Source organism: Gallibacterium trehalosifermentans (genome assembly GCF_042433055.1).
Taxonomy (GTDB): Bacteria; Pseudomonadota; Gammaproteobacteria; order Enterobacterales; family Pasteurellaceae; genus Gallibacterium; species Gallibacterium trehalosifermentans.
Genome location: NZ_JBHLWB010000004.1, coordinates 218,419 through 242,457, shown reverse-complemented (window position 1 = coordinate 242,457; position 24,039 = coordinate 218,419). Strand labels below are relative to the sequence as shown.

The 24,039-nt window shown below is 36.3% G+C and carries 23 protein-coding genes; 10 read left to right on the top strand and 13 right to left on the bottom strand.

The features are described from left to right. Window positions 1-114: 114 nt before the first annotated feature. Window positions 115-684, bottom strand: a complete 570-nt coding sequence (gmhB, locus tag ACFFHK_RS05610; protein WP_382370380.1) for a D-glycero-beta-D-manno-heptose 1,7-bisphosphate 7-phosphatase — start codon at window positions 682-684, stop codon at window positions 115-117. 207 nt (window positions 685-891) lie between these two features. On the opposite strand from gmhB, the gene metN reads away from it, so the two are divergent. From metN to fabR, 7 genes are all read left to right on the top strand, one after another. Continuing rightward, window positions 892-1,926 (top strand): methionine ABC transporter ATP-binding protein MetN, encoded by a 1,035-nt coding sequence (gene metN / locus ACFFHK_RS05605; RefSeq protein ID WP_382370378.1) that lies wholly within the window; start codon window positions 892-894, stop codon window positions 1,924-1,926. Further along, window positions 1,919-2,584, top strand: coding sequence for a methionine ABC transporter permease (locus ACFFHK_RS05600; RefSeq protein WP_382370376.1), 666 nt, complete (start codon window positions 1,919-1,921; stop codon window positions 2,582-2,584). Before metN ends, ACFFHK_RS05600 begins: the two co-directional genes overlap by 8 nt. A 16-nt stretch (window positions 2,585-2,600) precedes the next feature. Further along, complete coding sequence (locus ACFFHK_RS05595) at window positions 2,601-3,401, top strand: MetQ/NlpA family lipoprotein (protein ID WP_382370374.1); 801 nt, start codon at window positions 2,601-2,603, stop codon at window positions 3,399-3,401. A gap of 71 nt (window positions 3,402-3,472) precedes the next feature. Beyond that, window positions 3,473-3,952 carry a free L-methionine (R)-S-oxide reductase MsrC gene (msrC, locus tag ACFFHK_RS05590; protein ID WP_382370372.1) on the top strand — a complete coding sequence of 160 codons (480 nt, stop codon included), beginning with the start codon at window positions 3,473-3,475 and terminating at the stop codon, window positions 3,950-3,952. Window positions 3,953-3,960: 8 nt separating this feature from the next. After that, entirely contained in the window at window positions 3,961-4,389 is a 429-nt protein-coding gene (locus ACFFHK_RS05585; protein ID WP_382370370.1) for a DUF2251 domain-containing protein, read from the top strand. Window positions 4,390-4,454: 65 nt separating this feature from the next. Next, window positions 4,455-5,366 carry a DNA-binding transcriptional regulator OxyR gene (gene oxyR, locus ACFFHK_RS05580; protein ID WP_382370368.1) on the top strand — a complete coding sequence of 304 codons (912 nt, stop codon included), beginning with the start codon at window positions 4,455-4,457 and terminating at the stop codon, window positions 5,364-5,366. 4 nt (window positions 5,367-5,370) lie between these two features. Next, a complete protein-coding gene (fabR, locus tag ACFFHK_RS05575) occupies window positions 5,371-6,000 on the top strand; it encodes an HTH-type transcriptional repressor FabR (RefSeq protein WP_382370366.1) in 630 nt (209 codons plus the stop codon). Window positions 6,001-6,052: 52 nt separating this feature from the next. Here the strand turns inward: fabR and ACFFHK_RS05570 are convergent, their stop codons facing one another. After that, complete coding sequence (locus tag ACFFHK_RS05570; protein ID WP_382370364.1) at window positions 6,053-6,787, bottom strand: SPOR domain-containing protein; 735 nt, start codon at window positions 6,785-6,787, stop codon at window positions 6,053-6,055. A 77-nt stretch (window positions 6,788-6,864) separates the two neighbouring features. Continuing rightward, on the bottom strand, window positions 6,865-9,063 hold the full coding sequence (priA, locus tag ACFFHK_RS05565) for a primosomal protein N' (RefSeq protein ID WP_382370406.1): 2,199 nt from the start codon (window positions 9,061-9,063) through the stop codon (window positions 6,865-6,867). 222 nt (window positions 9,064-9,285) lie between these two features. Here priA and rpmE point away from each other — a divergent pair, with 222 nt between their 5' ends. After that, window positions 9,286-9,498 (top strand): 50S ribosomal protein L31, encoded by a 213-nt coding sequence (rpmE, locus tag ACFFHK_RS05560; RefSeq protein WP_382370362.1) that lies wholly within the window; start codon window positions 9,286-9,288, stop codon window positions 9,496-9,498. Between the two features lie 50 nt (window positions 9,499-9,548). Here the strand turns inward: rpmE and bamE are convergent, their stop codons facing one another. Both bamE and yejK read right to left on the bottom strand, forming a co-directional pair. After that, entirely contained in the window at window positions 9,549-9,995 is a 447-nt protein-coding gene (gene bamE / locus ACFFHK_RS05555) for an outer membrane protein assembly factor BamE (RefSeq protein WP_382370360.1), read from the bottom strand. A 65-nt stretch (window positions 9,996-10,060) separates the two neighbouring features. Next, window positions 10,061-11,074, bottom strand: a complete 1,014-nt coding sequence (yejK, locus tag ACFFHK_RS05550) for a nucleoid-associated protein YejK (protein WP_382370358.1) — start codon at window positions 11,072-11,074, stop codon at window positions 10,061-10,063. Window positions 11,075-11,200: 126 nt separating this feature from the next. On the opposite strand from yejK, the gene ACFFHK_RS05545 reads away from it, so the two are divergent. Beyond that, the gene (locus ACFFHK_RS05545; RefSeq protein ID WP_382370356.1) at window positions 11,201-11,431 is read left to right on the top strand and encodes a YejL family protein; all 231 of its coding nucleotides are present in this window, start codon (window positions 11,201-11,203) and stop codon (window positions 11,429-11,431) included. A 12-nt stretch (window positions 11,432-11,443) separates the two neighbouring features. Beyond that, entirely contained in the window at window positions 11,444-13,225 is a 1,782-nt protein-coding gene (locus ACFFHK_RS05540; RefSeq protein WP_382370354.1) for a DUF3413 domain-containing protein, read from the top strand. Here the strand turns inward: ACFFHK_RS05540 and ACFFHK_RS05535 are convergent. The 8 genes from ACFFHK_RS05535 to recJ form a co-directional block, all read right to left on the bottom strand. Next, window positions 13,222-14,415: a BaiN/RdsA family NAD(P)/FAD-dependent oxidoreductase gene (locus ACFFHK_RS05535; protein WP_382370352.1), complete on the bottom strand. Its 1,194-nt coding sequence runs from the start codon at window positions 14,413-14,415 to the stop codon at window positions 13,222-13,224. The two genes, ACFFHK_RS05540 and ACFFHK_RS05535, sit on opposite strands and share 4 nt — an antisense overlap. 3 nt (window positions 14,416-14,418) lie before the next feature. Further along, a complete protein-coding gene (locus tag ACFFHK_RS05530; protein ID WP_382370350.1) occupies window positions 14,419-15,534 on the bottom strand; it encodes a metallophosphoesterase in 1,116 nt (371 codons plus the stop codon). Window positions 15,535-15,658: 124 nt separating this feature from the next. After that, window positions 15,659-16,696 (bottom strand): lipopolysaccharide heptosyltransferase II, encoded by a 1,038-nt coding sequence (gene waaF / locus ACFFHK_RS05525; protein WP_382370348.1) that lies wholly within the window; start codon window positions 16,694-16,696, stop codon window positions 15,659-15,661. Window positions 16,697-16,707: 11 nt separating this feature from the next. After that, window positions 16,708-17,631 carry an ADP-glyceromanno-heptose 6-epimerase gene (gene rfaD, locus ACFFHK_RS05520; RefSeq protein WP_382370346.1) on the bottom strand — a complete coding sequence of 308 codons (924 nt, stop codon included), beginning with the start codon at window positions 17,629-17,631 and terminating at the stop codon, window positions 16,708-16,710. A 266-nt stretch (window positions 17,632-17,897) separates the two neighbouring features. Further along, window positions 17,898-20,804 (bottom strand): bifunctional [glutamate--ammonia ligase]-adenylyl-L-tyrosine phosphorylase/[glutamate--ammonia-ligase] adenylyltransferase, encoded by a 2,907-nt coding sequence (gene glnE, locus ACFFHK_RS05515; protein WP_382370344.1) that lies wholly within the window; start codon window positions 20,802-20,804, stop codon window positions 17,898-17,900. Between the two features lie 88 nt (window positions 20,805-20,892). Then, window positions 20,893-21,588: a 5'-methylthioadenosine/S-adenosylhomocysteine nucleosidase gene (gene mtnN / locus ACFFHK_RS05510; RefSeq protein WP_382370342.1), complete on the bottom strand. Its 696-nt coding sequence runs from the start codon at window positions 21,586-21,588 to the stop codon at window positions 20,893-20,895. An 11-nt stretch (window positions 21,589-21,599) separates the two neighbouring features. Continuing rightward, window positions 21,600-22,253: a thioredoxin domain-containing protein gene (locus ACFFHK_RS05505; RefSeq protein ID WP_382370340.1), complete on the bottom strand. Its 654-nt coding sequence runs from the start codon at window positions 22,251-22,253 to the stop codon at window positions 21,600-21,602. A 3-nt stretch (window positions 22,254-22,256) separates the two neighbouring features. Beyond that, window positions 22,257-23,975, bottom strand: coding sequence for a single-stranded-DNA-specific exonuclease RecJ (gene recJ, locus ACFFHK_RS05500; protein WP_382370338.1), 1,719 nt, complete (start codon window positions 23,973-23,975; stop codon window positions 22,257-22,259). Window positions 23,976-24,039: the final 64 nt, after the last annotated feature.

Genomic DNA, 24,039 nt, shown 5'->3' with positions numbered 1-24,039 from the left:
AGAACAAAAAACGACGCTTCTTCTTAACTTCACACTTCAGCGTCGTTGCGGTGCTGCATTATAGTGATTTCATGACATCTTGCAAGTGGTTTTTTATAAAAAATTTTCAACCGTTTATTTTTTAAACTTAGAAGAATGAATTTGACGTACTAATTCAGGAAGATCAGCAATAGAATCAATCACATAATTAGCCTCTTTTTCTATCTCTGTTGAAATCGGTTTTCCTGTTCTAACTAGAACAGTACAGCCGACCCCTACAGCTCTGCCCGCTAATACATCATCTAATTTATCACCAATCATGATAGATTGTTTTGCATCAATATTTAAATCGTTAATTGCTTCAAGTAACATTCCTCCTTTTGGCTTACGACAATTACATTCTTGTCGATATTCTCCAATACCCTCAGGGTAATGTGGACAATAATAGATACCATCTAGATGTACGCCTCGATCTTCTAATGACCAATCCACCCATTCTGTTAGTTGATTAAATTGTTCTTCTGTAAAATAACCTCTTGCAATACCTGATTGGTTAGTTACTAATACTAAAGCATAGTCCATTTCTTGGAGTGCTTTTAACGCTTCAATGCTCCCATCAATAAATTGAAATTGATCAATAGTGTGAACATAACCATGATCAATATTTAATGTCCCATCACGATCTAAAAAAACGGCTTTTTTCATTTCTATCTCTACTCCATTTTTTATTTTTATAGCATTATGATTTCATCTCTAATATAAGTAAACTACTTCCCTTATCTATCAATCAATAACTTAGCACAAACTGCATTTTAAATTCTAATAGCTAAACTTTATAAAAACTTATTGACATAGCTATCTAGACGTCTAAAATACTGAATAATTTTCTTTTATTCACTTAATTAAGTCAAAATGATCAAATTAGAAAATATCTATAAAACTTTCCAAGTCAACGGTCGACAGTTGACCGCATTGGATAATGTTTCTTTGCAAATACCAAAAGGTAAAATTGTTGGTGTTATTGGTGCATCTGGTGCTGGTAAAAGTACGCTAATTCGCTGTGTTAATCTTTTAGAACGCCCAACAAGTGGCGATGTCATTGTCGATGGCAAAAATCTAATGCAGCTTTCTCAATCTGAACTGGTACAAGCTCGTCGTCAGATTGGTATGATTTTCCAACATTTTAATTTATTAAGTTGCCGTACGGTTTTCGGTAATATCGCATTACCTTTAGAATTAAATGGTACACCGAAAAATAAAATCAAAGAAAAAGTCAATACATTACTAGAAATGATTGGATTAGCAGATAAAAAAGATGCTTATCCAAGCAATCTATCTGGTGGACAAAAGCAACGTGTTGCCATTGCTCGTGCATTAGCAAGCGATCCAAAAGTATTATTATGTGATGAAGCAACAAGTGCATTAGATCCTGCAACAACCCAATCTATTCTCAAATTATTGAAAGAAATTAATCGTAATCTCGGTATTACTATTCTGTTAATTACTCACGAAATGGACGTGGTAAAACAAATTTGTGATCATGTTGCCATTATTGATAAAGGTTGTTTAGTTGAACAAGGCTCGGTTAGTGAAATTTTTTCTAATCCAAAAACACAATTAGCACAAGATTTTATTCGATCAACATTTCATATCAACTTGCCTGATGAATATATAGCTCAACTCAGTGAATCACCTCGGAATGCTAAATCTTATCCATTAATTAAATTTGAATTTACTGGGCGTTCTGTTGATGCGCCATTACTTTCCCTTGCTTCGAAAAAATTTGGTATTGATTTAAGCATTTTAACATCACAAATTGACTATGCTGGTGGCGTAAAATTTGGTTTTGTTATCGCTGAAGTGGAAGGTGATGAAGATGCTATTACTCAAGCAAAAATTTATTTAATGGAACACAATGTGCGTGTTGAGGTACTTGGTTATGTTTGATGTGTTAACTCCTCAGGTTTGGACGTTGATTGGTAATGCAACATTAGAAACACTTTATATGGTGTTTGCTTCTGGCTTTTTCGCTGCTTTATTTGGTATTCCTTTGGGTGTGGTGCTATTTATTACTAAAAAAGGGCAAATTAAAGAAAATAGAAGTTTAAATACGATACTTAGTGCTATTGTGAATGTTGGACGTTCTGTTCCTTTTGTTATTTTACTTGTAGCGATTATTCCATTCACTATGCTCATTCTTGGCACATTTATTGGCACTACTGCTGCGATTGTACCTTTAACCATTTCAGCCATTCCTTTTGTCGCTCGTTTGGTAGAAGGCGCATTAATGGAAATTCCATCTGGTTTAACAGAAGCTGCAAGAGCAATGGGTGCAAGTAACTTCCAAATTATTACCAAATTTTTATTACCTGAAGCATTACCAAGTATTATTAATGCAATTACCATCACATTAGTGGCTTTAGTAAACTACTCTGCAATGGCAGGTACGGTTGGTGGCGGTGGTCTAGGTTATGTTGGTATTCAATATGGTTACCAAACTTATGTACCTGAAATTTTGATCGCAACCATCGTGATTCTCGTTATTATGGTACAAGTTATCCAAACAATTGGCGATCAACTTGTCCGCTACTTTAATCATAAATAATCCAAGGAGATTTTATATGCAAATCAAAAACATCTTAACTATTAGTGCGTTATCTGCTGCTATTGCTTTTTCATCTTCAGCTTTTGCAAAAGATGGCAAAATTAAAGTTGGTATCCAAACTGGTCCTGAAATGACTGTTGCTGAAACAGCAAAAAAAATTGCTAAAGATAAATATGGTTTGGAAGTTGAATTAGTGCCATTTACTGATTACGTTACACCTAATGCTGCATTAGAAAATAAACTGATTGATGCAAATGCTTTCCAACATAAGCCATATTTAGATTCACAAATGAAAGATCGTGGTTGGACTGATCTTGTTATTGTGGGAAATACTTTCGTCTATCCAATCGCTGCTTATTCAAAAACAATTAAAACAGTTAGCGAATTAAAAGATGGGGCAACTATTGCTATTCCTAATGATCCAACCAATGGTGGACGTGCATTACTTTTATTACAAGCTCAAGGTTTGATTAAATTAAAAGCTGATACAGGTTTAACACCAACCACACTAGATATTGTAGAAAATCCGAAAAAATTAAATATCAAAACACTTGATGCAAACTTGATTCCTCGCACTTTAGGTCAAGTTGATCTAGCAATTATCAATAATACTTTTGCTGGGCAAGCTGGATTATACCCAAGTAAAGATGCTGTTTTCGTAGAAGATAAAGATTCTCCGTATGTCAATATCATCGTTGCTCGTGAAGATAATAAAGCAGATCCAGATGTACAAAACTTCGTAAAAGCTTATAACACCGAAGAAGTGTACCAAAAAGCAATGGAAGAATTTAAAGATTCTGTTGTTAAAGGCTGGTAATTCCCTGTTATTCTACTAAATCATAAGCCGAAAGGGATTTCCTTTCGGCTTTTAGTTGTTTAGGAGTATCAATGTTTTCTTTTTCAGAAGATAAATTAAATAATCTACCCGACACATTACACGCACTGATTACTGATGATGATAACCTCATTAGTGTCTTAGCCAATACATCTGCTTTACTGAACCAATTTCTACCAGACATTAATTGGGTCGGTTTCTATCTACTCAATTCAGATAATATCCTTACGTTAGGTCCATTCCAAGGTAAAGTTGCTTGCACTCGAATTCCTGTTGGTAAAGGCGTTTGTGGTCAAGCTGTTTTACAACAAAAGGTTCTGCGCATTGATAACGTACATCAATTTGATGGTCATATTGCTTGTGATAGTGCGAGTAACTCGGAGATTGTATTGCCTCTCTATCACCAACAAAAAATTATTGGCGTATTGGATATCGATAGTCCTAGATTTGCTCGTTTTACCGAACAAGAGCAAGACATTCTAGAACAATGTATCAACAAACTTGAACAACATTTATCTACCCTTTCTTTCTAAGGATCATTATGTTTCATCTCACCCTTGAAGACGAACTTTTTATTAGTCAACCAAAACAAATTGGTACGCATTCTAATCAACATGAACATCTTGCCGTTGTTTTTGAAGATGATGGCGATACAGGCTATTTTTATGCTATTGATACCCAACAAAATGATGCTATTGTTGATTGTCTGCATATCTATAATGTTACTTCTGTTGAACAAAAAGAAATTGCACGTAAATTACAAATTTGCTGGTCTGAAGATGGCTATCTCGCATTACTGCTAATTAATGATTATCCCCATGCTGTTTTCGATTTCAAAAAGTTAATTGCTTATAACAATAACCAATTTCCGCAGCCAGCTATTACCAGTTTATGGTCGCACAAGCTCATTACTGATGACTTAGTGAAACAATGGCTATCATCAGAAGAAAATAATTGTACTCGACAATAAATATGTTATAGTTTTCCTCAATTAAAATAAAATTTTCAATCGTCATAATCTATAAAGGAGGGGTCATGAATCTTAGGGATCTTGAATATTTAGTTGCGCTTTCCGATCATAAACATTTCCGTAAAGCCGCTGATGCTTGTCATGTTAGCCAACCTACATTAAGTGGACAAATCCGCAAACTTGAAGACGAATTAGGCATTATTTTATTAGAAAGGACGAGTCGAAAAGTATTATTTACACAATCAGGCTTATTATTAGTTGATCAAGCACGTAATGTTCTAAAAGAAGTGCAATTACTTCGTGAAATGGCAAGTAATCAAGGTAAAGATATGACGGGTCCATTACATATTGGTATGATTCCAACTATAGGTCCTTACTTATTACCTTATATGATCCCAATGCTACGTGAAGCATTTCCTGAATTAGAAGTTTATCTTTACGAAGCACAAACCCACCAATTATTAGAACAATTAGAAAAAGGACAGCTAGATTGTGCTATCTTAGCATTAGTGAAAGAAACATCTGCATTTATGGAAATTCCTATTTATGATGAAGCAATGCTCATTGCAGTGTCCGATAAACACCCTCTCGCTGAAGAAAAAGAAATTCCGCTAGAATACCTGAAAGATTATGAGTTTTTAATGTTAGATGACGGGCATTGCTTCCGTGATCAAGCGCTAGGTTACTGCTTTGTTGCAGGAGCAAAAGAAAATGCGCATTATCAAGCAACTAGCTTAGAAACATTACGTAATATGGTTGCGGCAAATGCTGGCATTACCTTTATCCCAGAACTTGCCGTTTTGAATGAACGCTCAAGAAAAGGTGTCAAATATATTTCTTGTGTGAATCCACGTCCATATCGTTCAGTTGGTTTGATCTACCGCCCTGGTTCACCATTACGAGCGCGTTATCAACGCGTTGCCCAGCTAGTAGAAAAAAATATCAAACCGTTACTTGTTACCCCAACCCAAGATTAAAACGATGAGTGGAATCCGCGCAAAACAAAAAGAAAAAACTCGGCGTACCTTAATTGACGCTGCGTTTGATCAACTTAGTGCTGAAAAAAGTTTTTCTAATTTAAGCTTACGGGAAGTTAGCCGAGAGGCTGGACTCGCCCCGACTTCTTTCTATCGCCATTTTCGTGATATGGACGAGCTGGGGTTAAGTATGGTTGATGAAGCAGGATTAATTCTGCGTCAATTAATGCGCCAAGCTCGCAAGCGTATTGCTGACGGTGGCAGCGTTATTGTTATTTCAGTTGAGACTTTTTTTGAGTTTATCGCTAATCGCCCAAATGTTTTTCGCTTGTTATTACGTGAAAGCTCTGGCACCTCACAAGAATTTCGTACAGCAGCTTCACGGGAAATTAATCATTTTGTCGCAGAATTAGCGGAATATATTATGAATAAAGATAAATCTATTCCAGCTTATATTGCAAAAGCCCAATCTGAGGGAATGGTAACTTTGGTATTTACTGCAGGATCGCACGCGTTAGATATGAATCCCCAAGAACGCGAAGCCTTAAAACAACGGGTAATTTTACAATTACGAATGATGGCAAAAGGCGCAACAATTCTAGCGTTGCATTCTCCCGTAGAGTGTAAAGAATAAAAGCTTTAGTAAAATTAACTAAAGCTCTCTAATTTAGATAAGAAAACCACTATCACATGCCAACAACAACGCAATTAATCCCTTTTGCTCCTAAAGTAGATTTTGCACTAGATGCTGCATTATAACTCTCTAGTGGACCAATAAACACACGACTCCAATCTGCTGAACTTTTTGTAAATGCATTAAACCCACTTATTACCAAACGTCCTTGCAATGCTTCTGCTTGTGTTTTATTTTTAAATGCACCACATTGCAAGCCGTATTTACGACTTGATTGCTCTACAACTTTCTTACTATCTCCTTTCACTTCGGTTACTACTGCTTTTGTCGTGGTTTGTTGTGCTGTTTTTGCTTGAACTTGAAGCTGCTTTTCTTGCTCCATCGCTTTTAGACGAGCTTGTTCTTCTGCTTTTTGTTTTGCTTGTTCGGCTAATTTATCTTTTTCTAATTGTAATAAAATTTTCTTCTGTTCTTCCGTTAACTGAACATTCTTTGCGACCGATGTAACATTATCATCAACTGGAACTTCTCTCGTTTCTAGCTGTTTAATATAACTCCAAACCTCTTCTGGACGACTTGGTAGCGTACTTTTTTTAGCTGGTGTAACTGTTTCTGGCTGTATTACTGTTTCTTTGCTTACTGGTGAACGCTCTTTTAAAAAGAATAAACTAACCGCAAATGCCACAATAATAAATAAAATTAAAGTCAATAATAATTTCTTTTTACCTTTGTTTTGCTGCTGTTTTCTTCTTGAAGCAGAATGCCGTGCATAATCTCGCTGAACCACAACTCTTTCCTAATTGATTTTTACCTAACGAAACGGGCGCTAATTTTACTGAAATTTTAAAATATTGACTAGAAATATTAATTAAAATCATAAGGATCAATATCTAATGACAATCTCACGCCAGAACGAAACTTCATTGTCGCTAATAAATTTTCGACATAAAATAACTGCCGATGTAATACCTTTCTTTGACAATGTTGTAATAATACATACCAACGATAACGCCCTGCTTTTTTCTCTATCACCATTGGTAATGGACCAACTACTAATAAATCATTCCCCCCATCACTCTTTTTTATTTGCTCAACTAAGCGCTCTAATGTTTGTGTTACACTTTTTTCCTCTTTTCCTGAAGCCTTAATAATAGCTTGATAATAATATGGTGGAAGTTGGAATTGATGCCGCTGTAATAAAAGCTGTTGACTTAATTCAGTATAACTACCTGATATTAATAATTTAAATAATGGGTGCTCTGGATAATGTGTTTGTAATAATACCATTCCAGCGCATTCCCCTCGCCCAGTGCGTCCTGATACCTGAACATATAATTGAGCCAAACGTTCTTCTGCACGAAAATCTACAGAAAATAATGCACTATCAATATTAATTAATGCCACTAAACCAACATTTGGAAAATGGTGCCCTTTCGCCAACATTTGCGTACCAATCAAGATTTGCCGTTTGCCTTGTGTAATTTCTTGCAAATATCGCTCTAAAGATCCTTTCCTTGCCGTACTATCGCGATCCAATCGTACCACCTGATAATGAGGGAATTTCTGTTGTAACACTTGTTCTAATTGCTCTGTGCCTAACCCAGTAGTCAGTAAATGTGTTGAACCACAATGTGAGCATTGGTATGGAATAGGTTTCTGTGCGCCACAATGATGGCATTGCAAAATACGTCGATATTGATGATAAGTATAAGGTTTATCACAATGTTGGCATAACTCAACTGTCCCACAATCATGGCATAAATAAACTGGAGCAAATCCTCGCCGATTTAAAAACAATAATACTTGTTCTCCCCGTTGCAAAACAGCTTTCATCTGTGATAACAATGCCAAAGATAATCCATTCTCTAAATGCTGATTTGTTAAATCAACAACTATTTGTTGATTTGCTACTTGGTTATTTGCTCGATAACGTAAAGCAATTAAATGATATTTTTGCTGTGTTACATTATATAAACTTTCCAGACTGGGTGTTGCACTGCCTAATACAATAGGAATGTTGAGTTGTCTAGCACGATAAACAGCCACATCTCGTGCATGATAGCGCCACCCCTCTTGCTGCTTGAAGGATTGATCATGTTCCTCATCTAAAATAATAAGCCCTAATGCAGCAAATTGAGTGAAAATTGCCGAGCGGGTCCCAATTACAATAGCGACATGATTCTCTTTTGCTGCTTGCCATGCCTGCAAACGCTCAGTATCACTCATATTTGAGTGCATTACAGCAATCGGCACATTAAAACGTAAATTAAAGCGGCGAATAGTTTGTGGCGTTAAACCAATTTCAGGCACTAAAACAAGAACTTGTTTGCCCTTTTTCAACACCTCTTCAATCACCTGCAAATATACTTCTGTTTTTCCAGATCCCGTTACCCCTTGTAATAACCAAGTATGAAATCCCTCAGCTAAACTAATTTGACTAATTGCCAACGCTTGTTCTTTATTAGGTATTAATTTATTTTTGCTTTGAATAAGCGTATCCACTGCCATTACCTGATTCCAGTAAGTGGGCTCCTCTTCAATTTCAAGCAATTCAATATAACCGCTGCTTAATAAACTTTTTTTAATAGAATGGGAAAAAAGATCACTCGATTTTTCTAACCGTTGATGTTGCTGCAGAAACAGAAGCATCTCCTGTTGACGAGGCTTCTTCAATAACGTGCCTTGATCTATTGCTTGTCTACCTAACTCTGTTAACTGGTGATAAATTTGTGTTCTCGTCGGAATCGCTTCACCTTTACGCAGTTTTACTGGTAATGCGGAAAATAAGACTTCACCAATAGGGTGATGATAATAATCTCTCGCCCAGTACAATAATTGCCAAGTTTGTTGATCAAATACAGGCGCATCATCTAAAACTTTTATCACGGCTTTTAAATTATCAATTTCACTCGATTCAGGAAAATCTGTTATCAGTGCTACTCGTTTTTGCGTACCAAACGGCACTAGCACTCTGACACCATGCTCAACTTTCATCTCTTCTGGCAACAGATAATCAAACTGATTTCTTAACGAAATATCTAATGCAACCCGTACAATTTTCATCATTTACCTTACACAAACTTATTAGCAAAACATTATAGGCAATTTTTGGTTATTCCCCTAATAAGATAGGAGATATTCTCTACTTTGTATTGAATTTTAACCTGATTTCCTATATTATTCAGTTCCCTTTTTACTGTCGCCTATTGGCGATATTTTTTGTAAAATATGTACGGTGTTGATCCTAAGGTGATCAATAGCGGTGCATGCTAATTTGAGGTTATTATGAAACAAGGTATTCACCCAGAATATAAAGAAATCACTGCAACCTGTTCTTGCGGTAATGTGATCAAAACACGTTCTACTGTAGGACACGATCTTAGCTTAGACGTATGTGCAAAATGCCACCCATTCTATACTGGTAAACAACGTGTTGTTGATACTGGTGGTCGTGTTGAACGCTTTAACAAACGTTTCAGCATTCCAAGTTCAAAATAAGAACAGTAAAAAACCTACCAAATTTGGTAGGTTTTTGTTTTTTTAGTCTGTTATTTCCAGAATTGCCACCAAGATTTACTTTCACTTTCCGCTGACCCTGGATTTTCCGCCGCTTTGACCTCTTCTACTAACTCTGGCTTTTCCACCTCCTTGACGTCTACTTGTCTCAATTCAGGTGAAAAATCGAAACTTTCTACCACTCTTTTTTGGTTAAAATGTACAACCAACTTCTTCTCAAGCGGCTTTTGATGTCCTTTTTGGATTCTTTGCACATATACCCAATTAGATGGATTAAATGGATCGACGACTAATGGCGTACCAAGCAAATATTGCACTTGTTCTTGTGTCATACCTTTTTGTAACTTTTCTACCACCGCATCATCGAGATAATTCCCTTGTGGTACATCAATCCGATAGACAAGTTTTTCCACAGGACTTGAACACGCCGCAAGACCTAATGCGAAAAGAGATGACAACAAAACAACTTTTAATTTCATAATCGTTAGCCTTCTAATAATTGTTAACTGCAATGATAATACCTAAACTTAGATAAAATGCCAATTTAATATTTATTACGTTGCAACTGGTCTTTTAAATTAGCAGGTAACCCTTTAATCAGTAACGTATCATTTGCTTCGTCCCAAATGATACGCTCTCCTAATAAATCCGTCATAAAACTAATCGTTACGCCTCGCCCTGAACCAGAAAATTTTTCTAATTTTTTCAATGTCGCGGATAGTGGTGGGATAGTCTCTTCTAAAGCATAATCTTCAGATTGTGTGAACTCAACAAAAGACTGTCCATTTAATGGTGCTATCTCTGCAGATAACGTCTTAATATTAATTTCTTCCCCCTCATCTACTCTAGCTTTGCAATAAGTCAAAATTTGCTGTTTTACTTCTTTAGCCTGTTCTGGTTCAACCTCATCTTGACGACAATAATCTTGCACGGCTTGTACCAATATTTGATTCTGTTCTCTTGGGTTCAATCCTTCTTCTGCACCTAAAAAATCCATAAAGAAATCCCCCACTTTGCGCCCAATTCGTCCTTTTAAGAAAGTTAAATAACGGTTTGACTGCGCATCAACCTTTAACTCTGTTAAATTGATCCGCGCAATAATGTCGCATTTACTTAAATCTAAATACTCCGTATCATGAACCTCTAATTGTTCATCTACTAACAAACTGGTTCTATTATCAACTAACCCTAAAAACAGATAATCCGTTGCGAGAAAATTATACTGACTCATAATAAATGTGCCGCCAGTCGCAAAACTATATTGACTAATTTCTTGTGCTAATAATTGTGCTGCTTCTTGACTGAATGCTAAAAAGTCAAGTTCTTGCTCTAAATATCGATTAAGCATTTGCGCAAATTTAGATTCTGCATGAAATACGGCATAAGTTTTATTTTTAGCCTGATAATGTTGATGCAATTCCAACATTAATTGTTGGACTAAATCGGTTTCTGGAAGAGTTTGTGCGCGCAATTTTGTTTCAAGCTCAATGACTTCTGTCTGTTCAGTTAATTTTCTTTGTAATTGATGCAAAATAATTTGTTCAACATTTATACTCATAATAATATTCACATTACATTTGTTAAAATCTTGCTCATTATAGGAGATTTTCCCAATTATTTTTACCCGATTTTCTGAAAAAATCTGATATGATAAGCAACACATTTATCTTATAAAAATTTTTGTATGGCGACACATTCTAAATATTCAAATAAAGAAATTGAAGCACTAATGAATGAAATGATCAGTACATTAGAAAAACATCAAGCACCTGTTGATTTATCATTAATCGTTTTAGGTGATATGGTAAGCAATTTATTACTTAGCAGTGTGAAAGAGTCTCAGCGCCTTCCTTTAGCAAAAGCATTCTCTGAAGCATTATTAAATTCATTAGCAACTGCCCAGAAAAAGCATTAATCGGCACCAATAATGTTAAAGCTACATTACACCCAACAAGATCGCGAAGACTTATCGAGAAAAATCTCGTGGGGACATTGGTTTGCTTTTTTTAACATTATTATCGCTTTTATTATTGGATCACGTTATGCTTTTTTCTCTGATTGGCCAGATACGCTACTAGGCAAAATTTACTTTTTTATCAGTATTATTGGGCATTTTAGTTTTATTGTTTTTGCCTTTTATCTACTCATTATTTTTCCTCTGAGTTTTATTATTAAAAATCACCGTACTTTTCGCGGCGTTACTGTAATTTTAGCAACGCTCTGTACTACTCTTTTACTCGTTGACAGCGAAATCTATAAACGATTCTATATTCACTTAACTTCAATGGTTTGGGATTTGGTAATTAATCCAGAAAATGGTGAGTTAGCTCGTGATTGGCAACTTTTCTTTGCGCCAATGCCAATTATTCTGTTGCTGCAAATGTTATTTTCACGCTGGTCATGGCAAAAATTCCGTAGTTTAGAACGGCAAAAATGGATTAAGCCTATTTCTTATACTTTTTTACTCGCTTTTATCGCTATGCACCTCATTTATGCGTGGGCAGATGCAACATTTTATCGTCCCATTACAGCACAACGTTCTAATCTTCCGCTCTCTTATCCAATGACAGCAAGGAAATTTTTAGAGAAAAATGAGCTATTAGATGCAGAAAGTTATCAAGAAATATTAACAAGTAGCGGACGTGCTGATGCACGTTATCTTGATTATCCAAAACGTACTATTAGATATGCTGCAACTGAACAAATGCCAAATATTCTTTTAATTAATCTTTCGGGTTTACACACAGCAGCTATTTCGGAAACAACAACACCAGCCTTATCGCAATTTGCACAACAAACCATTAATTTTCAGCAAAATTACAGCAGTAGTAATCAAGCACAAGCAGGTTTAGTTGGTTTATTTTATGGTTTACCTGGCAATTATTTGGATAGTATCTTATTTAGTAAAACACAACCTGTCTTACTCAAGCGTTTGCATGAATTAAATTACACAATCCAAGCACAACTCACACAAAAAAATGCTCAACCACTCTTTTCCGTGTTATTTGATAAAACTGAAAAGCAATATACCGCCAATAATATTACTGCCGTTAAACAATGGCAAATATGGTATGCTCAACAGCAAAAGATTGAAACTAAACCTTGGTTTAGCTTTATTGATCTATCTCTGACAACTATTCAACAACACAAAAATACGCAAAAAAATACAACAGATAGCATTTCTATTTATCAATATTCACAAAATTTATTACAAGTTGATCAAGCCTTTGCCGAGTTAATAGATACCCTAAAACAAAACCAGCAGTACGATAATACTCTGATTATTGTTACCGCTGATAATGGTTTTAGTGAAAATGAAGATTTGTCTAATTTTTCACCAGAAAAAATTAAAGTCCCGCTATTTATTCATTGGCATGAGAAAGCAGCAGAACAACAAACTTACCTAAGCAGCAATTTAGATATCGCACCAACTCTATTAAAGCATATTTTTAAAGCTGAAAATCCAGTAAGTGATTTTGCATTAGGTAACAATCTCTTTTCAGATAAAGCAAATCAAGACAAGTGGACATTAAGTGCCAATGCCCGTTGGACAGTTATTATTGATAATGATGGCGTACAATATCAAATTGATAAATACGGTAACTATAAGAAATTCAATGCTGCCTATCAACAACAAAACTCTGCACGTCCACCATTAGGTCTATTCTTAGCCGCTTTTAGTGAAATACGTTCTTTTACTGAACATTAATTTTGGCTAATTGCTGTTGCACACGCATAAGCAGAACTCCAAGCCCATTGAAAATTATAGCCACCTAACCACCCAGTTACATCTAAGACCTCACCGATAAAGTAGAGTCCTTTAACCCCCTGTACTTCCATTGTTTTAGAAGAAATATGTTGTGTATCCACCCCACCAAACGTTACCTCTGCGGTACGATACCCCTCTGTTCCATTCGGCATAAATTGCCAATGTTGGAATGTCTGCACTAAAGTAGCAACGACTGATTTACTTAGATCCGCTAAAACAATCTCTTTAATCCCTAAACGTTGCCAAAAAACATCAACTACTTTATTTGGCAACAACCGCTGTAAAGCAGTACATAATTGCAATTTAGGTGAGGTTTGCCTTAATTCCCATAAATATTCCGCTAAATCACAACTTGGTAATAAATCAATTTCCACCGATTCTGTTGGTTGCCAATAATTAGAAATTTGCAAAATTGCTGGTCCAGAAAGTCCTCGATGAGTAAATAACAGTGCATTACTAAAACATTTGCCATTTTTTGCCGTTACTGTAATTGGTAAAGAAATACCTGATAATACACCAAGAACTTTATCTTGTTCCAAGTAAGTAAAAGGTACTAATGAAGCTCTTGGCGGAACGATACTCAATCCAAACTGTTCTGCAAGTTGATAGCCAAATGCTGTTGCCCCTAATTTCGGCATCGATAGTCCACCTGTCGCTACCACAACATTATTTGCCTGAAAAACATTTTTATTGGTCAGTTCTAGCACAAAATGCTTATCCATTTTTTGCACTGATTCAATGTTTGTTTGCAATCGAATCTCAACTTTACCAAGCTGGCATTCTTGCAACAACATAGCAACAATCTGTTCAGAACCCTCATCAGTAAATAGTTGCCCTGCCTCTTTTTCGTGATAATTGATACCATATTTCGCTACTAAGGCAATGAAATCCCATTGGGTATAACGGGCTAATGCCGATTTTACAAAATGAGGATTTTGCGATAAGTAATTGACTGCACTCACCTCTAAATTCGTAAAATTACAATATCCACCACCAGACATCAGGATTTTTCTACCCGCTTTTTTGCCATTATCTAACACCAATACAGACTTTCCTTGCTGCCCAAGTTGTGCAGCACAAAATAAGCCTGCAGCACCTGCACCAATAATGATCACATCATAATGTTGCATTGATTAATTCTCTTTACTTGATATATCAATAATCATTACTTCCGAACGTGAACCAAGTCGAAATGGTACGCCCCAAAAACCATAGCCAGAGGTTACAAAAGTATGCATTTGCGCAAACTGCTGGTAACCATAACTTAATGGATAAACAAATTTCGCAATCAGATTACCAGGAAAGATTTGCCCATTATGCACATGACCAGAAACTTGAATATCTGCACCTACTCTAGCATTTTCTTCAATAGAAGCTGGACGATGATCCAACAATAAAATAGGGAGTGTTTTACGTTCGTTCATTGATATCGTTGATAAAATCTTTTCTATCGGCTGGCGTTGACGATCCATTTCATCATTGCGTCCAACGACAATAACACGATCTGATACTACCACTGCTTGATCTGTAAGTAAGTAGGTACCTTCACGTCTAATTTCATTCGCTATTTGTGCGGGTTGTTGAAAAAAATCATGATTACCGAGTGTAGCATATACCCCTAATGGAGCAGATAATTTTGCGAAATAAGGTTGCATATTCTCCGCAAAATATGCCTCAAGGTTATCATCTATAATATCACCAGGTAATAACACCATATCGACATTCTCTTGTGCAAAAATCTGCTGTAATTTTTCTAATTGTTTAGCACCAAATAACCGCCCCAAATGGAGATCACTCGCGACACCAATACGCAAGGGCGCTATTTGTTTATCAATCTTGACCGCATAATGTGTTACTTGTGGTACATAAGCCTGATAAACGCTAACACCAAATAATCCAAATAAAATTATTAACGCTATTCCTCGACTCAATAAAGGGTAGTCCGTAAATTTTACTTGCCAAATAGAAATAACTTTTTTAATCAAATACAACACTATCGTTGTCAACGTAACATACCACAAAGCTGTTAACAGCAAGGCTGAATAGCGAAACCCATTTGGAATGACACGCAATAACGAAAAGACAATTAAACCATTAATAACAAGGTAATTTATCCACACGAATTTGCGTTTATATTGTGCAACGACTGGTTTATTCATCATTAGCCAATCAAAAGCTTTTACCCAGATAAATATTAATAACTGTAATACGATTAGTACTAGACTAAACGTGATAACATAACGTAACAATGTAAAATCCTCCGATAAATAGCATTACGATGCTAATAAGGCATTCTTTTTTATTCAGTAAAAAATAATGGATAAATCTGCTATTCACAGAATTTACCCATTCACTTTAACAACAAGACTCTATTTAGCGAAGTTCATCTAACGCCGCTAACACCATTTCAGGCTGAATATCAATTAATGATTGATGATACCCTTGTTCACTATCCTTACTTTTACGAACCTTAATCAACCCACCGCTAATTAGGCGAATAATTTTTACTTTTTCAGCTAATGGTGGCGTATATTCAGGACTTGTCGGACCATAAACAGCAACTAATGGGCGTTTTAATGCCGCTGCAATATGCATTAATCCAGAATCATTACTTACCACTGCTGTGCAGCTTGCGATTAAATCTATCGCCTGCGGTAGCGAAGTCCCCCCTGCTAAATTAATACAATAACGTTGACACTCTGCTGGTAAACTTGCCCGAATTTCTTCACCAACTTGATGATCTTTAGCCGATCCAAATAAGCAGACTTGTTGTCCTCGTTCAATGAGCTGTTGAGCTAAATTAGCATAATGATAATGTGGCCAACGCTTTGCTGGACCAAACTCAGCCCCAGGGCAAAAACCGATAATTTCACGTTCAGTATCAATTTGAAAACGTGCCGTAAATTCACGCAGTGTTTCCTGTACTTGATGTAAATCGGTTTGTAAATAAGGATAAGGTAAGGGAAGATCTTTCGCTGCTGGAATAGTCCCTTTATCAAAAGCTAGCGCAATATAACGTTGTACCATCAAAGGGTACTCACGTTTATTACTGCGTAAATCATTTAATAACCAATAGCGACTTTCTCCCTTCCAACCTCGACGTAATGGGATCTTTGCAAATAATGGAATAAACGCAGATTTCAACGAATTTGGTAATACAATCGCTAAATCATATTGACCTCGTAATGCTTTACCAATTTGATAACGTTTACTGAGATTAAATTCACCATGTCCTATTGGCATAGCTAATGCCTGATTTACTTCAGGCATTCTCGATAACAATGCTCGACACCAATTTGGCGCTAAAACATCAATTTCACAATCAGGATAACGTTGTTTTAAAATTTGATATAAGCTATGCGACATCATCATGTCGCCGACCCAAGATGGACCAATCACTAAAATTTTCATCGAATTATCAATTATTTATTTAACCACGCCATATATTCTGCAACACCTTCAGCCACTTTTTTGAATGGCTTGTCATACCCTGTTGCACGTAATTTTGTTAAATCTGCTTGCGTATATTCTTGATAACGGCTCTTTAAATGCTCTGGGAATGGAATGGTTTCTACTTCGCCTTTACCATGATATTTCACTACGGCTTTCGCTACTTCTGCAAAACTTTCTGCATTGCCAGTACCACAGTTGAAAATACCTGAAATACCATGTTGCCAACACCAAATATTCACCGCTGCCACATCACCAACATACACAAAATCACGGCGGAAATGTTCGCTTCCCTCAAAGAGTTTTGGATTTTCACCTTTTAGTATTTGATTATTTAAATGGAATGCCACGCTCGCCATACTGCCTTTATGATTTTCACGCGGTCCATAAACATTGAAATAACGGAAGCCACATACTGGCGATTGTGCTTCAGGTAAAATTTGGCGTACATATTGGTCAAATAAAAATTTTGAATACCCATAAACATTAAGTGGGTGTTCAAATTGGCGTTCTTCAACAAATTCTAAACGATCGCCATAAGTGGCAGCAGATGAGGCATATAAGAAAGGAATTTGACGATCTAAACAGTAATGCAATAACTCTTTTGAATATTCATAGTTATTTTGCATCATATATTTTCCATTCCATTCCGTTGTCGCTGAACACGCCCCTTCATGGAATACCGCATCAATTTCACCAAGATCATCACCTGCGATAATAGACGCAATAAAATCCTCTTTATCACAGTAATCTGCAATATCTAAATCGGCTAAATTAGCAAACTTAGTTCCATCAGTTAAATTATCTACAACTAAAATATCTTTACGACCTAAATTATTGAGTGCTTTAACAATATTGCTACCAATAAAACCTGCACCACCTGTTACAATAATCATTTTTCTTCCTTCATTAGCTAAATAATATTGCCCGTTATTTTAATAGATTTATCTAGTTGGCAAAACAAAAAAATCCCGTCGTACTTCTCAGTTAAATACTAATTACTACCAATACTAGAGTTATATCAATAAAATATTCATCATTCCTTTTGATTATATTCACATCGCTTTTAGACTATTTGTTATTTTTCTAGAAATACCACTAAAGCCTTTTATGATAAGCCTCTCAACAGAATGTTTAACTATTTTTATACTATATACAAAAACTAATTAAACAACTGTTGCCATACTTGCCTGATAAACGTTCGTCTCTCTGCAAATTCAGCCTCTTCAACTACAGAGTTTTTCCCTGCTAAATTTAAATGATGAATATGATTGCGTAATTCCACATAAATCTCGGTCAATCGTTTACCGACTTCAGGAATAATAACTTGATATTTCACCATATCCTCAAAAATTCGCACATTATCTGACCAAGTAGTTAACTCAGGAATATCCATTGCATTTGCTAACATCAAATATTGCGCAATAAATTCAATATCCGTAATTCCCCCACGATCTTTCTTAATATCAAAATAGCCTGTTGGGGTATGCGATAAATGTTCATACATTTTTTCTCGCATTTCACGCACTTCAACTTTTAGCATGTCTTTCTCCTGCGGTGCAGATAATACTTCGTGGCGAATCTGTGTAAAACGTTGTTGCATTTCTGCTTCACCATATACTGGTCTGGCTCGTACTAATGCTTGCTTTTCCCATGTCCACGCTTCATGTTGTTGATAATCCTTAAATGCATTAATCGAACTTACCAATAACCCTGCACTGCCTGAAGGGCGCAACCGCATATCAACTTCATATAAGATCCCTGAATTAGTATTAATATTAAAAATACTATTAATTTTCTGGGCTAGACGTAAATAAAATTGTCCACTATCAATACTACGCTTGCCCCCCACAGTCTGCCCATTCATTGGAGCATCATATAGAAATACTAAATCAAGATCAGATTTATACCCCAATTCAATCCCACCTAACTTGCCATAACCAACCACCAAAAAACGCTTTTCATCTGCTTGAAGATGATCAGGCGTACCAAAGCGTTGCGTAACTTGTCGCCACGCTAAATTCACTACACTGGCGATAATTGCTTCCGCTAAATACGTCAGATGATCGCTTACTTTCATCACTGGCAATGCCCCTAAAATATCAGCCGCCGCAACCCGTAATTGCGTTGCTAGTTTGAATTGGCGCAATACATCAATCATCTGTTCTTCATCTTCTTGCGGTACACGCAACAGGTAATGTTCTAATTCAGCTTGGTATTGACTAAATGGTGGTGGTGATAATAAGGTATTTGGATTTAGCAACTCGTCCAATAACAATGGATAATCAGCAATTTGGCGAGCGACAAACGGAGATGCACTACACAGTTTCATCAATAATGTCCGTGAATTTGGATTTTCCCGCAGCAATTCCAAATAAGTCGTCCGTGTCGCAATACGTCCAATAATTTCTAGAATGCGTGGTACTAATACCACAGCGTGTTCCATTGCTAACATTTCATCAATTAATGTTGGCAATAATTGTTCTAATACATCTCGCCCTCGTACACCAATCGATTTGCGTAGCATCTCCTGTTTAAATTGCCAAAGATTTTCTGCAATCTGTTCTGCTTCTGTAATGGCTAATTTATGCAATAGCGTCATCACATCTTGATAGTTAAAACTAATCCCGAGAAAATCCTGCCACTCACTATTACTCGCTTCATCTTTTTCATCTTCACTACCAATAAGATGATGAAAAACTTCCCGAACATTCTGTTGATGTTGAGTCAGTACCTGATAGAAACTTTGCCAATCACAAATTGGGTATTCAAGCGTTACCAACTGCCCTTGTTGATTAAAATAGGTAAAGGCTCGGCAAGCCTCTACTAATCGTTGTCGATCTTGCTCATTGGTTGGTAGTAGCTGGGTTTGTTGATCATTAATCGCTTGTAAGACATTTTCTACTCTGCGTAAAAAGAGATAGGCTTGCGATAACTGAGTAACTTCTAATTGTGTCAATAAATCTAATTCAACTAATTTAGGTAAAATCAACAACAACTCTCGTTGTTGTAAACTTTTTTCTCGACCTCCACGGATAAGCTGGAATACTTGTACAATAAATTCAATTTCCCGAATCCCACCCGCACCTAATTTAATATTATCGACTAAGCCACGGCGACGAACTTCAGCATTAATTTTTTGTTTCATATCTCGCAATGATTGGATTGCACTAAAATCAATATAGCGACGATAAACAAAAGGTCTTAATAACTGATTCAAGTAACGATGATTAATATTTTGGCTATCTTCTCCCATAATCCGCGCTTTAATCATCGCATAACGTTCCCAATCTCGCCCTTGCTCTTGATAATAATCTTCCATTGCAGCAAAACTTAAAGCCAATGCCCCTGCCTCACCAAATGGACGTAAACGCATATCAACTCGATAGACAAAGCCATCTATAGTTTGTTGTTCTAATGCTTTGATAAAACGTTGTCCTAAACGCACAAAAAACTGCCCATTATCAATACTGCGTCTTGCCCCTACGGTTTCGCCATGATCTGGATAGGTAAAAATCAGATCAATATCAGAGGAAAAATTTAGTTCTCTGCCACCTAATTTTCCCATACCTAAAATAATAAGCTGTTGAGCTTCACCCTCTGCATTCGTTGGTGTGCCTAATTCACTGCACAGCTTCTGATATAACCAATCTTTCGTTACAATAATAATCGCTTCTGCTAATGCTGAAAGTTGGCGGAAGATCTGTTCAACTGATGCTAAATTTAGACTTTGACAAAAACTTAATTTAGCCATTTCCTGATGGCGAAATTGTCGCAACACTTGATAAAACACATTCTCATCAGTTACTGATGCGAGTTTCTCCGTTAAACGTTGTTTATAATTATTACACTCTATAAATTGTGGAAGGCTAACTAACCATTGTTGTAATAAAGTCGGATATTTTTGTAAAGTATCAGCAACAAAATCAGAAAAATAAATGGCTGTGGCTATCTGTTTTAAGGAATCTGGTAGAGTGGAAAAATCGAAAGATAAGGAATATTGTTCAGCGTATTCTGTCGTTTGTAATAGATCAAATAAGCGTTGTTGTTGTGCTTGCGAAAGTTGCATAAGCGTATCCTTATAGTAAATTTGCTTCACTATATTGTGTTCACTAGCAAAATACTAGCAAACACAAATACTGGTATGAGAATACTCTCTAATTTACCAATTTTTCTAAGGTCGCTAAAACAATTTGTGAAGATTGTTTGACGGCTATCGGTAAAAACTCATCAAAGGAAATATGGGATTCTTTATCGGCAACATCTGAAATTGCACGAATAACCACAAACGGTAGATTAAACGCATAACAAATATGAGCAATCGCAGCCGCTTCCATTTCAACAGCGGCAACTGCTGGGAAATCTTGACGAATGCGTGCTATGGTTTCTTGTCCATTAATAAACTGATCACCAGAGCAAACCAAGCCGATTACGGCATTTTTTCCTTGTTCATGTACTACTTCTGCTACGGTATTGATTAATTTTTTATCCGCACTAAATTTTTCTGGACAAGCTGGTAATTGCCCTTTGGCATAGCCAAATGCAGTAACATCTGCATCGTGATAACTCACATAATCAGAGACAATAATATCTCCAATATTCAGTTGCGGATTCAACCCTCCCGCCGATCCTGTATTGATAATACAATCTGGTTGGCAAGTAAGAATTAATGCTGTTGTTCCCATTGCAGCGGCACTTTTTCCTATCCCCGATTGTAATAAAGCAATATTGTGTTGCCCAATTTGACCTTCATAAATAGTGCAAGTAGCTAATTTTTTTTCTTGTTTATTTTTCATTAAACTTTGTAGAATCTCTACTTCCTGAGCCATTGCACCGACAATACCAATTTTCATTTTTGTCCTCATTATTCTTGTAAAAGTTTTGTCGTAAGTGAATCCAATACTGCAATAGTATAATCATCATTATATAGCGTACCTTCAGTTAATACATATCGTCCCGCTACAGACACAAATGGTAATGTAAATACACCATACTGTTTTGTTTCCATGATAGCTTGTTTAACTTTCGCTTCAGTAGCTGGGGAATTAAGCAGTTCAGAAAAAGCATTAATATTCACACTCTTTTTCGCTAGCCACTGTTGCAAAAACTCACCACGTTCTTTTCCTTTTTTGTCAAATTTTAATTCTGCTGTATCAAAAAGAAATAAATCCGCTAGATCGGGGCGTCCTAAATTTTCTAATGCATAATATACTGAAGCTGAATAATGACCATTTTCTGTTGCGGCAGGTATCCACTCAACTTCTACCTTATTTGGGTTTAATCGTTTATATAAACTCAAATTGTCCGCAGCAATTAAACAAATTCGACATTCATACGCAAAGAAAAACTTAATCCGAACATTTTTCTTTGTTAACGACGTTTCTTGTAACGGTTTTTTATAGGAAAAATAATCTTTGCCATCTTTAAAAATAGGTAATTGTTCTGCATAACTTATTGATAAAAAAGTGCTTATTATGATTAACAGTAAAAAACGCATTACAAATATCACGCTGTTCATGGATTATCCTAGTGCTTCTATATAATTGACCAATAATTGTACTTGTCTATTCCCACGATATTCATTTACTGCTAGATGATAGACTACTCTAGCTGACTTAATTGATAGATCTGGATATAAACGTGTATCCACATTAAATTGAATTGCATCTAGCAGATTCCCACCACCTATCGGCTCTACCAACATTTTTAAATGTTTTTCCCCCACAATCCGCTGTTGCAGAATGTTAAATTCACCATCAAATTGTGGCTCTGGAAAGTGCTGTCCCCATGGACCAGCAAACTGTAATTTTTCTGCGGTTTCCACATTCATTTGTTGTGAAGTTAATTCACCATCTGTATAAACCACACCCTGTAATGATCTTTCATCTAACCACTCTTTAGCATATTGGTTAAATAGCTGCTGAAACGTTGGAAAATATTGCTCACGAATACTTAATCCTGCTGCCATTGCATGTCCACCAAATTTAATCATAATTTCAGGGTGCTGGCAGTGTAAATATTCTAATAAATCGCGAATATGCAATCCTTCAATAGAACGTACAGATCCCCGTAGAACACCTTCCTCTTCTTGCGCAAATACCGCTGTTGGGCGGTGAAATTGATCTTTCATTCTTGCTGCTAAAATACCTAAGACCCCTTGATGCCAATCAGGTTGATATAATGCAATCGCAAAGGTATCTTGCTGATAAGCAGGTTTTAATTCACGTAAGAAATGCAGCGCCTCTTGTTTCATGCCATTTTCAATTTCTTTCCGAGTTTGGTTCAAGCTATCTAGCTCAAGCGCTAATGCTCGTGCTTGTTCCATGCTTTCTGCCAATAACAACTCAACACCGATTGACATATTATCAATACGTCCCGCTGCATTCAGTCTCGGTGCGATGGAAAAGCCTAAATTACTCGCCACTAACTGGGAAATATCTAAATTAGCCACTTCAATTAATGCGCGGATACCGCAATGGCAATTCTGCGCACGAATTCTTGCTAATCCTTGTGATACTAAAATGCGATTATTATAATCAAGTGGCACAACATCAGCGACGGTACCTAATGCGACAAAATCCAGTAACTCGGCAAAATTGGGTTCTTGGCGATGAATAAATAAACCTTTTTCGCGAAACGCCGCACGCAATGCCACCATTAAGTAGAAAGCAACCCCTACTCCAGCTAAGTATTTCGATGGAAAACTACAATCTCGCAAATTTGGGTTAACTATCACATCTGCATTTGGCAACTGTTCACCAGGTAAATGATGATCAGTAACAATCACTTCTACTTGATGTTGTTTTAGATAATCAATTCCTTCAAATGAAGACACTCCATTATCAACAGTAATTACCAATTCAGCTTGTTTTTTAATCACATCTTTAGCAACAGAAATACTTAAACCATACCCTTGCTCAAAACGATCTGGCACTAAATAATCAACTGATGTAAAACCTAATTGCCGTAGGGCAAAAACAGTTAATGCAATACTGGTTGCCCCATCAGCATCAAAATCGCCGACAATAACAATTTTTTTCTGTTGTTGATATGCGTTAACTAATAACTGCACTGCTTGTTCAAGGTGAGTTAATAATGCAGGCGGTAGCATAAATTTCAACGCATAGTTAAGATGTTGGTCAGTAGCTATTCCTCTACTACGATAAAGACGATCCAACAAGGGATCATCACTTACGCAAATTCCCTCTGGTACAACTCTCCTTTCTATTTTTTTTAGCACAACCACGACCTTATATTAACAACTTAACCTATATGACATTTTTATTGATGCTATTTTTAGAATG

Bases quoted from the DNA above. Each gene is read 5' to 3' on its own strand.
- ACFFHK_RS05595 (WP_382370374.1), top strand. From the start codon at position 2,601: ATGCAAATCAAAAACATCTTAACTATTAGTGCGTTATCTGCTGCTATT.
- bamE (WP_382370360.1), bottom strand. From the start codon at position 9,995: ATGAAATTAAAAGTTGTTTTGTTGTCATCTCTTTTCGCATTAGGTCTT.
- glnE (WP_382370344.1), bottom strand. From the start codon at position 20,804: ATGCAACTTTCGCAAGCACAACAACAACGCTTATTTGATCTATTACAA.
- metN (WP_382370378.1), top strand. From the start codon at position 892: ATGATCAAATTAGAAAATATCTATAAAACTTTCCAAGTCAACGGTCGA.
- ACFFHK_RS05600 (WP_382370376.1), top strand. From the start codon at position 1,919: ATGTTTGATGTGTTAACTCCTCAGGTTTGGACGTTGATTGGTAATGCA.
- ACFFHK_RS05505 (WP_382370340.1), bottom strand. From the start codon at position 22,253: ATGAACAGCGTGATATTTGTAATGCGTTTTTTACTGTTAATCATAATA.
- oxyR (WP_382370368.1), top strand. From the start codon at position 4,455: ATGAATCTTAGGGATCTTGAATATTTAGTTGCGCTTTCCGATCATAAA.
- msrC (WP_382370372.1), top strand. From the start codon at position 3,473: ATGTTTTCTTTTTCAGAAGATAAATTAAATAATCTACCCGACACATTA.
- ACFFHK_RS05535 (WP_382370352.1), bottom strand. From the start codon at position 14,415: ATGCAACATTATGATGTGATCATTATTGGTGCAGGTGCTGCAGGCTTA.
- mtnN (WP_382370342.1), bottom strand. From the start codon at position 21,588: ATGAAAATTGGTATTGTCGGTGCAATGGCTCAGGAAGTAGAGATTCTA.
- gmhB (WP_382370380.1), bottom strand. From the start codon at position 684: ATGAAAAAAGCCGTTTTTTTAGATCGTGATGGGACATTAAATATTGAT.
- priA (WP_382370406.1), bottom strand. From the start codon at position 9,063: ATGAAAATTGTACGGGTTGCATTAGATATTTCGTTAAGAAATCAGTTT.
- fabR (WP_382370366.1), top strand. From the start codon at position 5,371: ATGAGTGGAATCCGCGCAAAACAAAAAGAAAAAACTCGGCGTACCTTA.
- rfaD (WP_382370346.1), bottom strand. From the start codon at position 17,631: ATGATTATTGTAACAGGTGGTGCAGGTTTTATTGGTAGCAATATTGTT.
- rpmE (WP_382370362.1), top strand. From the start codon at position 9,286: ATGAAACAAGGTATTCACCCAGAATATAAAGAAATCACTGCAACCTGT.
- ACFFHK_RS05545 (WP_382370356.1), top strand. From the start codon at position 11,201: ATGGCGACACATTCTAAATATTCAAATAAAGAAATTGAAGCACTAATG.
- ACFFHK_RS05540 (WP_382370354.1), top strand. From the start codon at position 11,444: ATGTTAAAGCTACATTACACCCAACAAGATCGCGAAGACTTATCGAGA.
- ACFFHK_RS05585 (WP_382370370.1), top strand. From the start codon at position 3,961: ATGTTTCATCTCACCCTTGAAGACGAACTTTTTATTAGTCAACCAAAA.
- yejK (WP_382370358.1), bottom strand. From the start codon at position 11,074: ATGAGTATAAATGTTGAACAAATTATTTTGCATCAATTACAAAGAAAA.
- waaF (WP_382370348.1), bottom strand. From the start codon at position 16,696: ATGAAAATTTTAGTGATTGGTCCATCTTGGGTCGGCGACATGATGATG.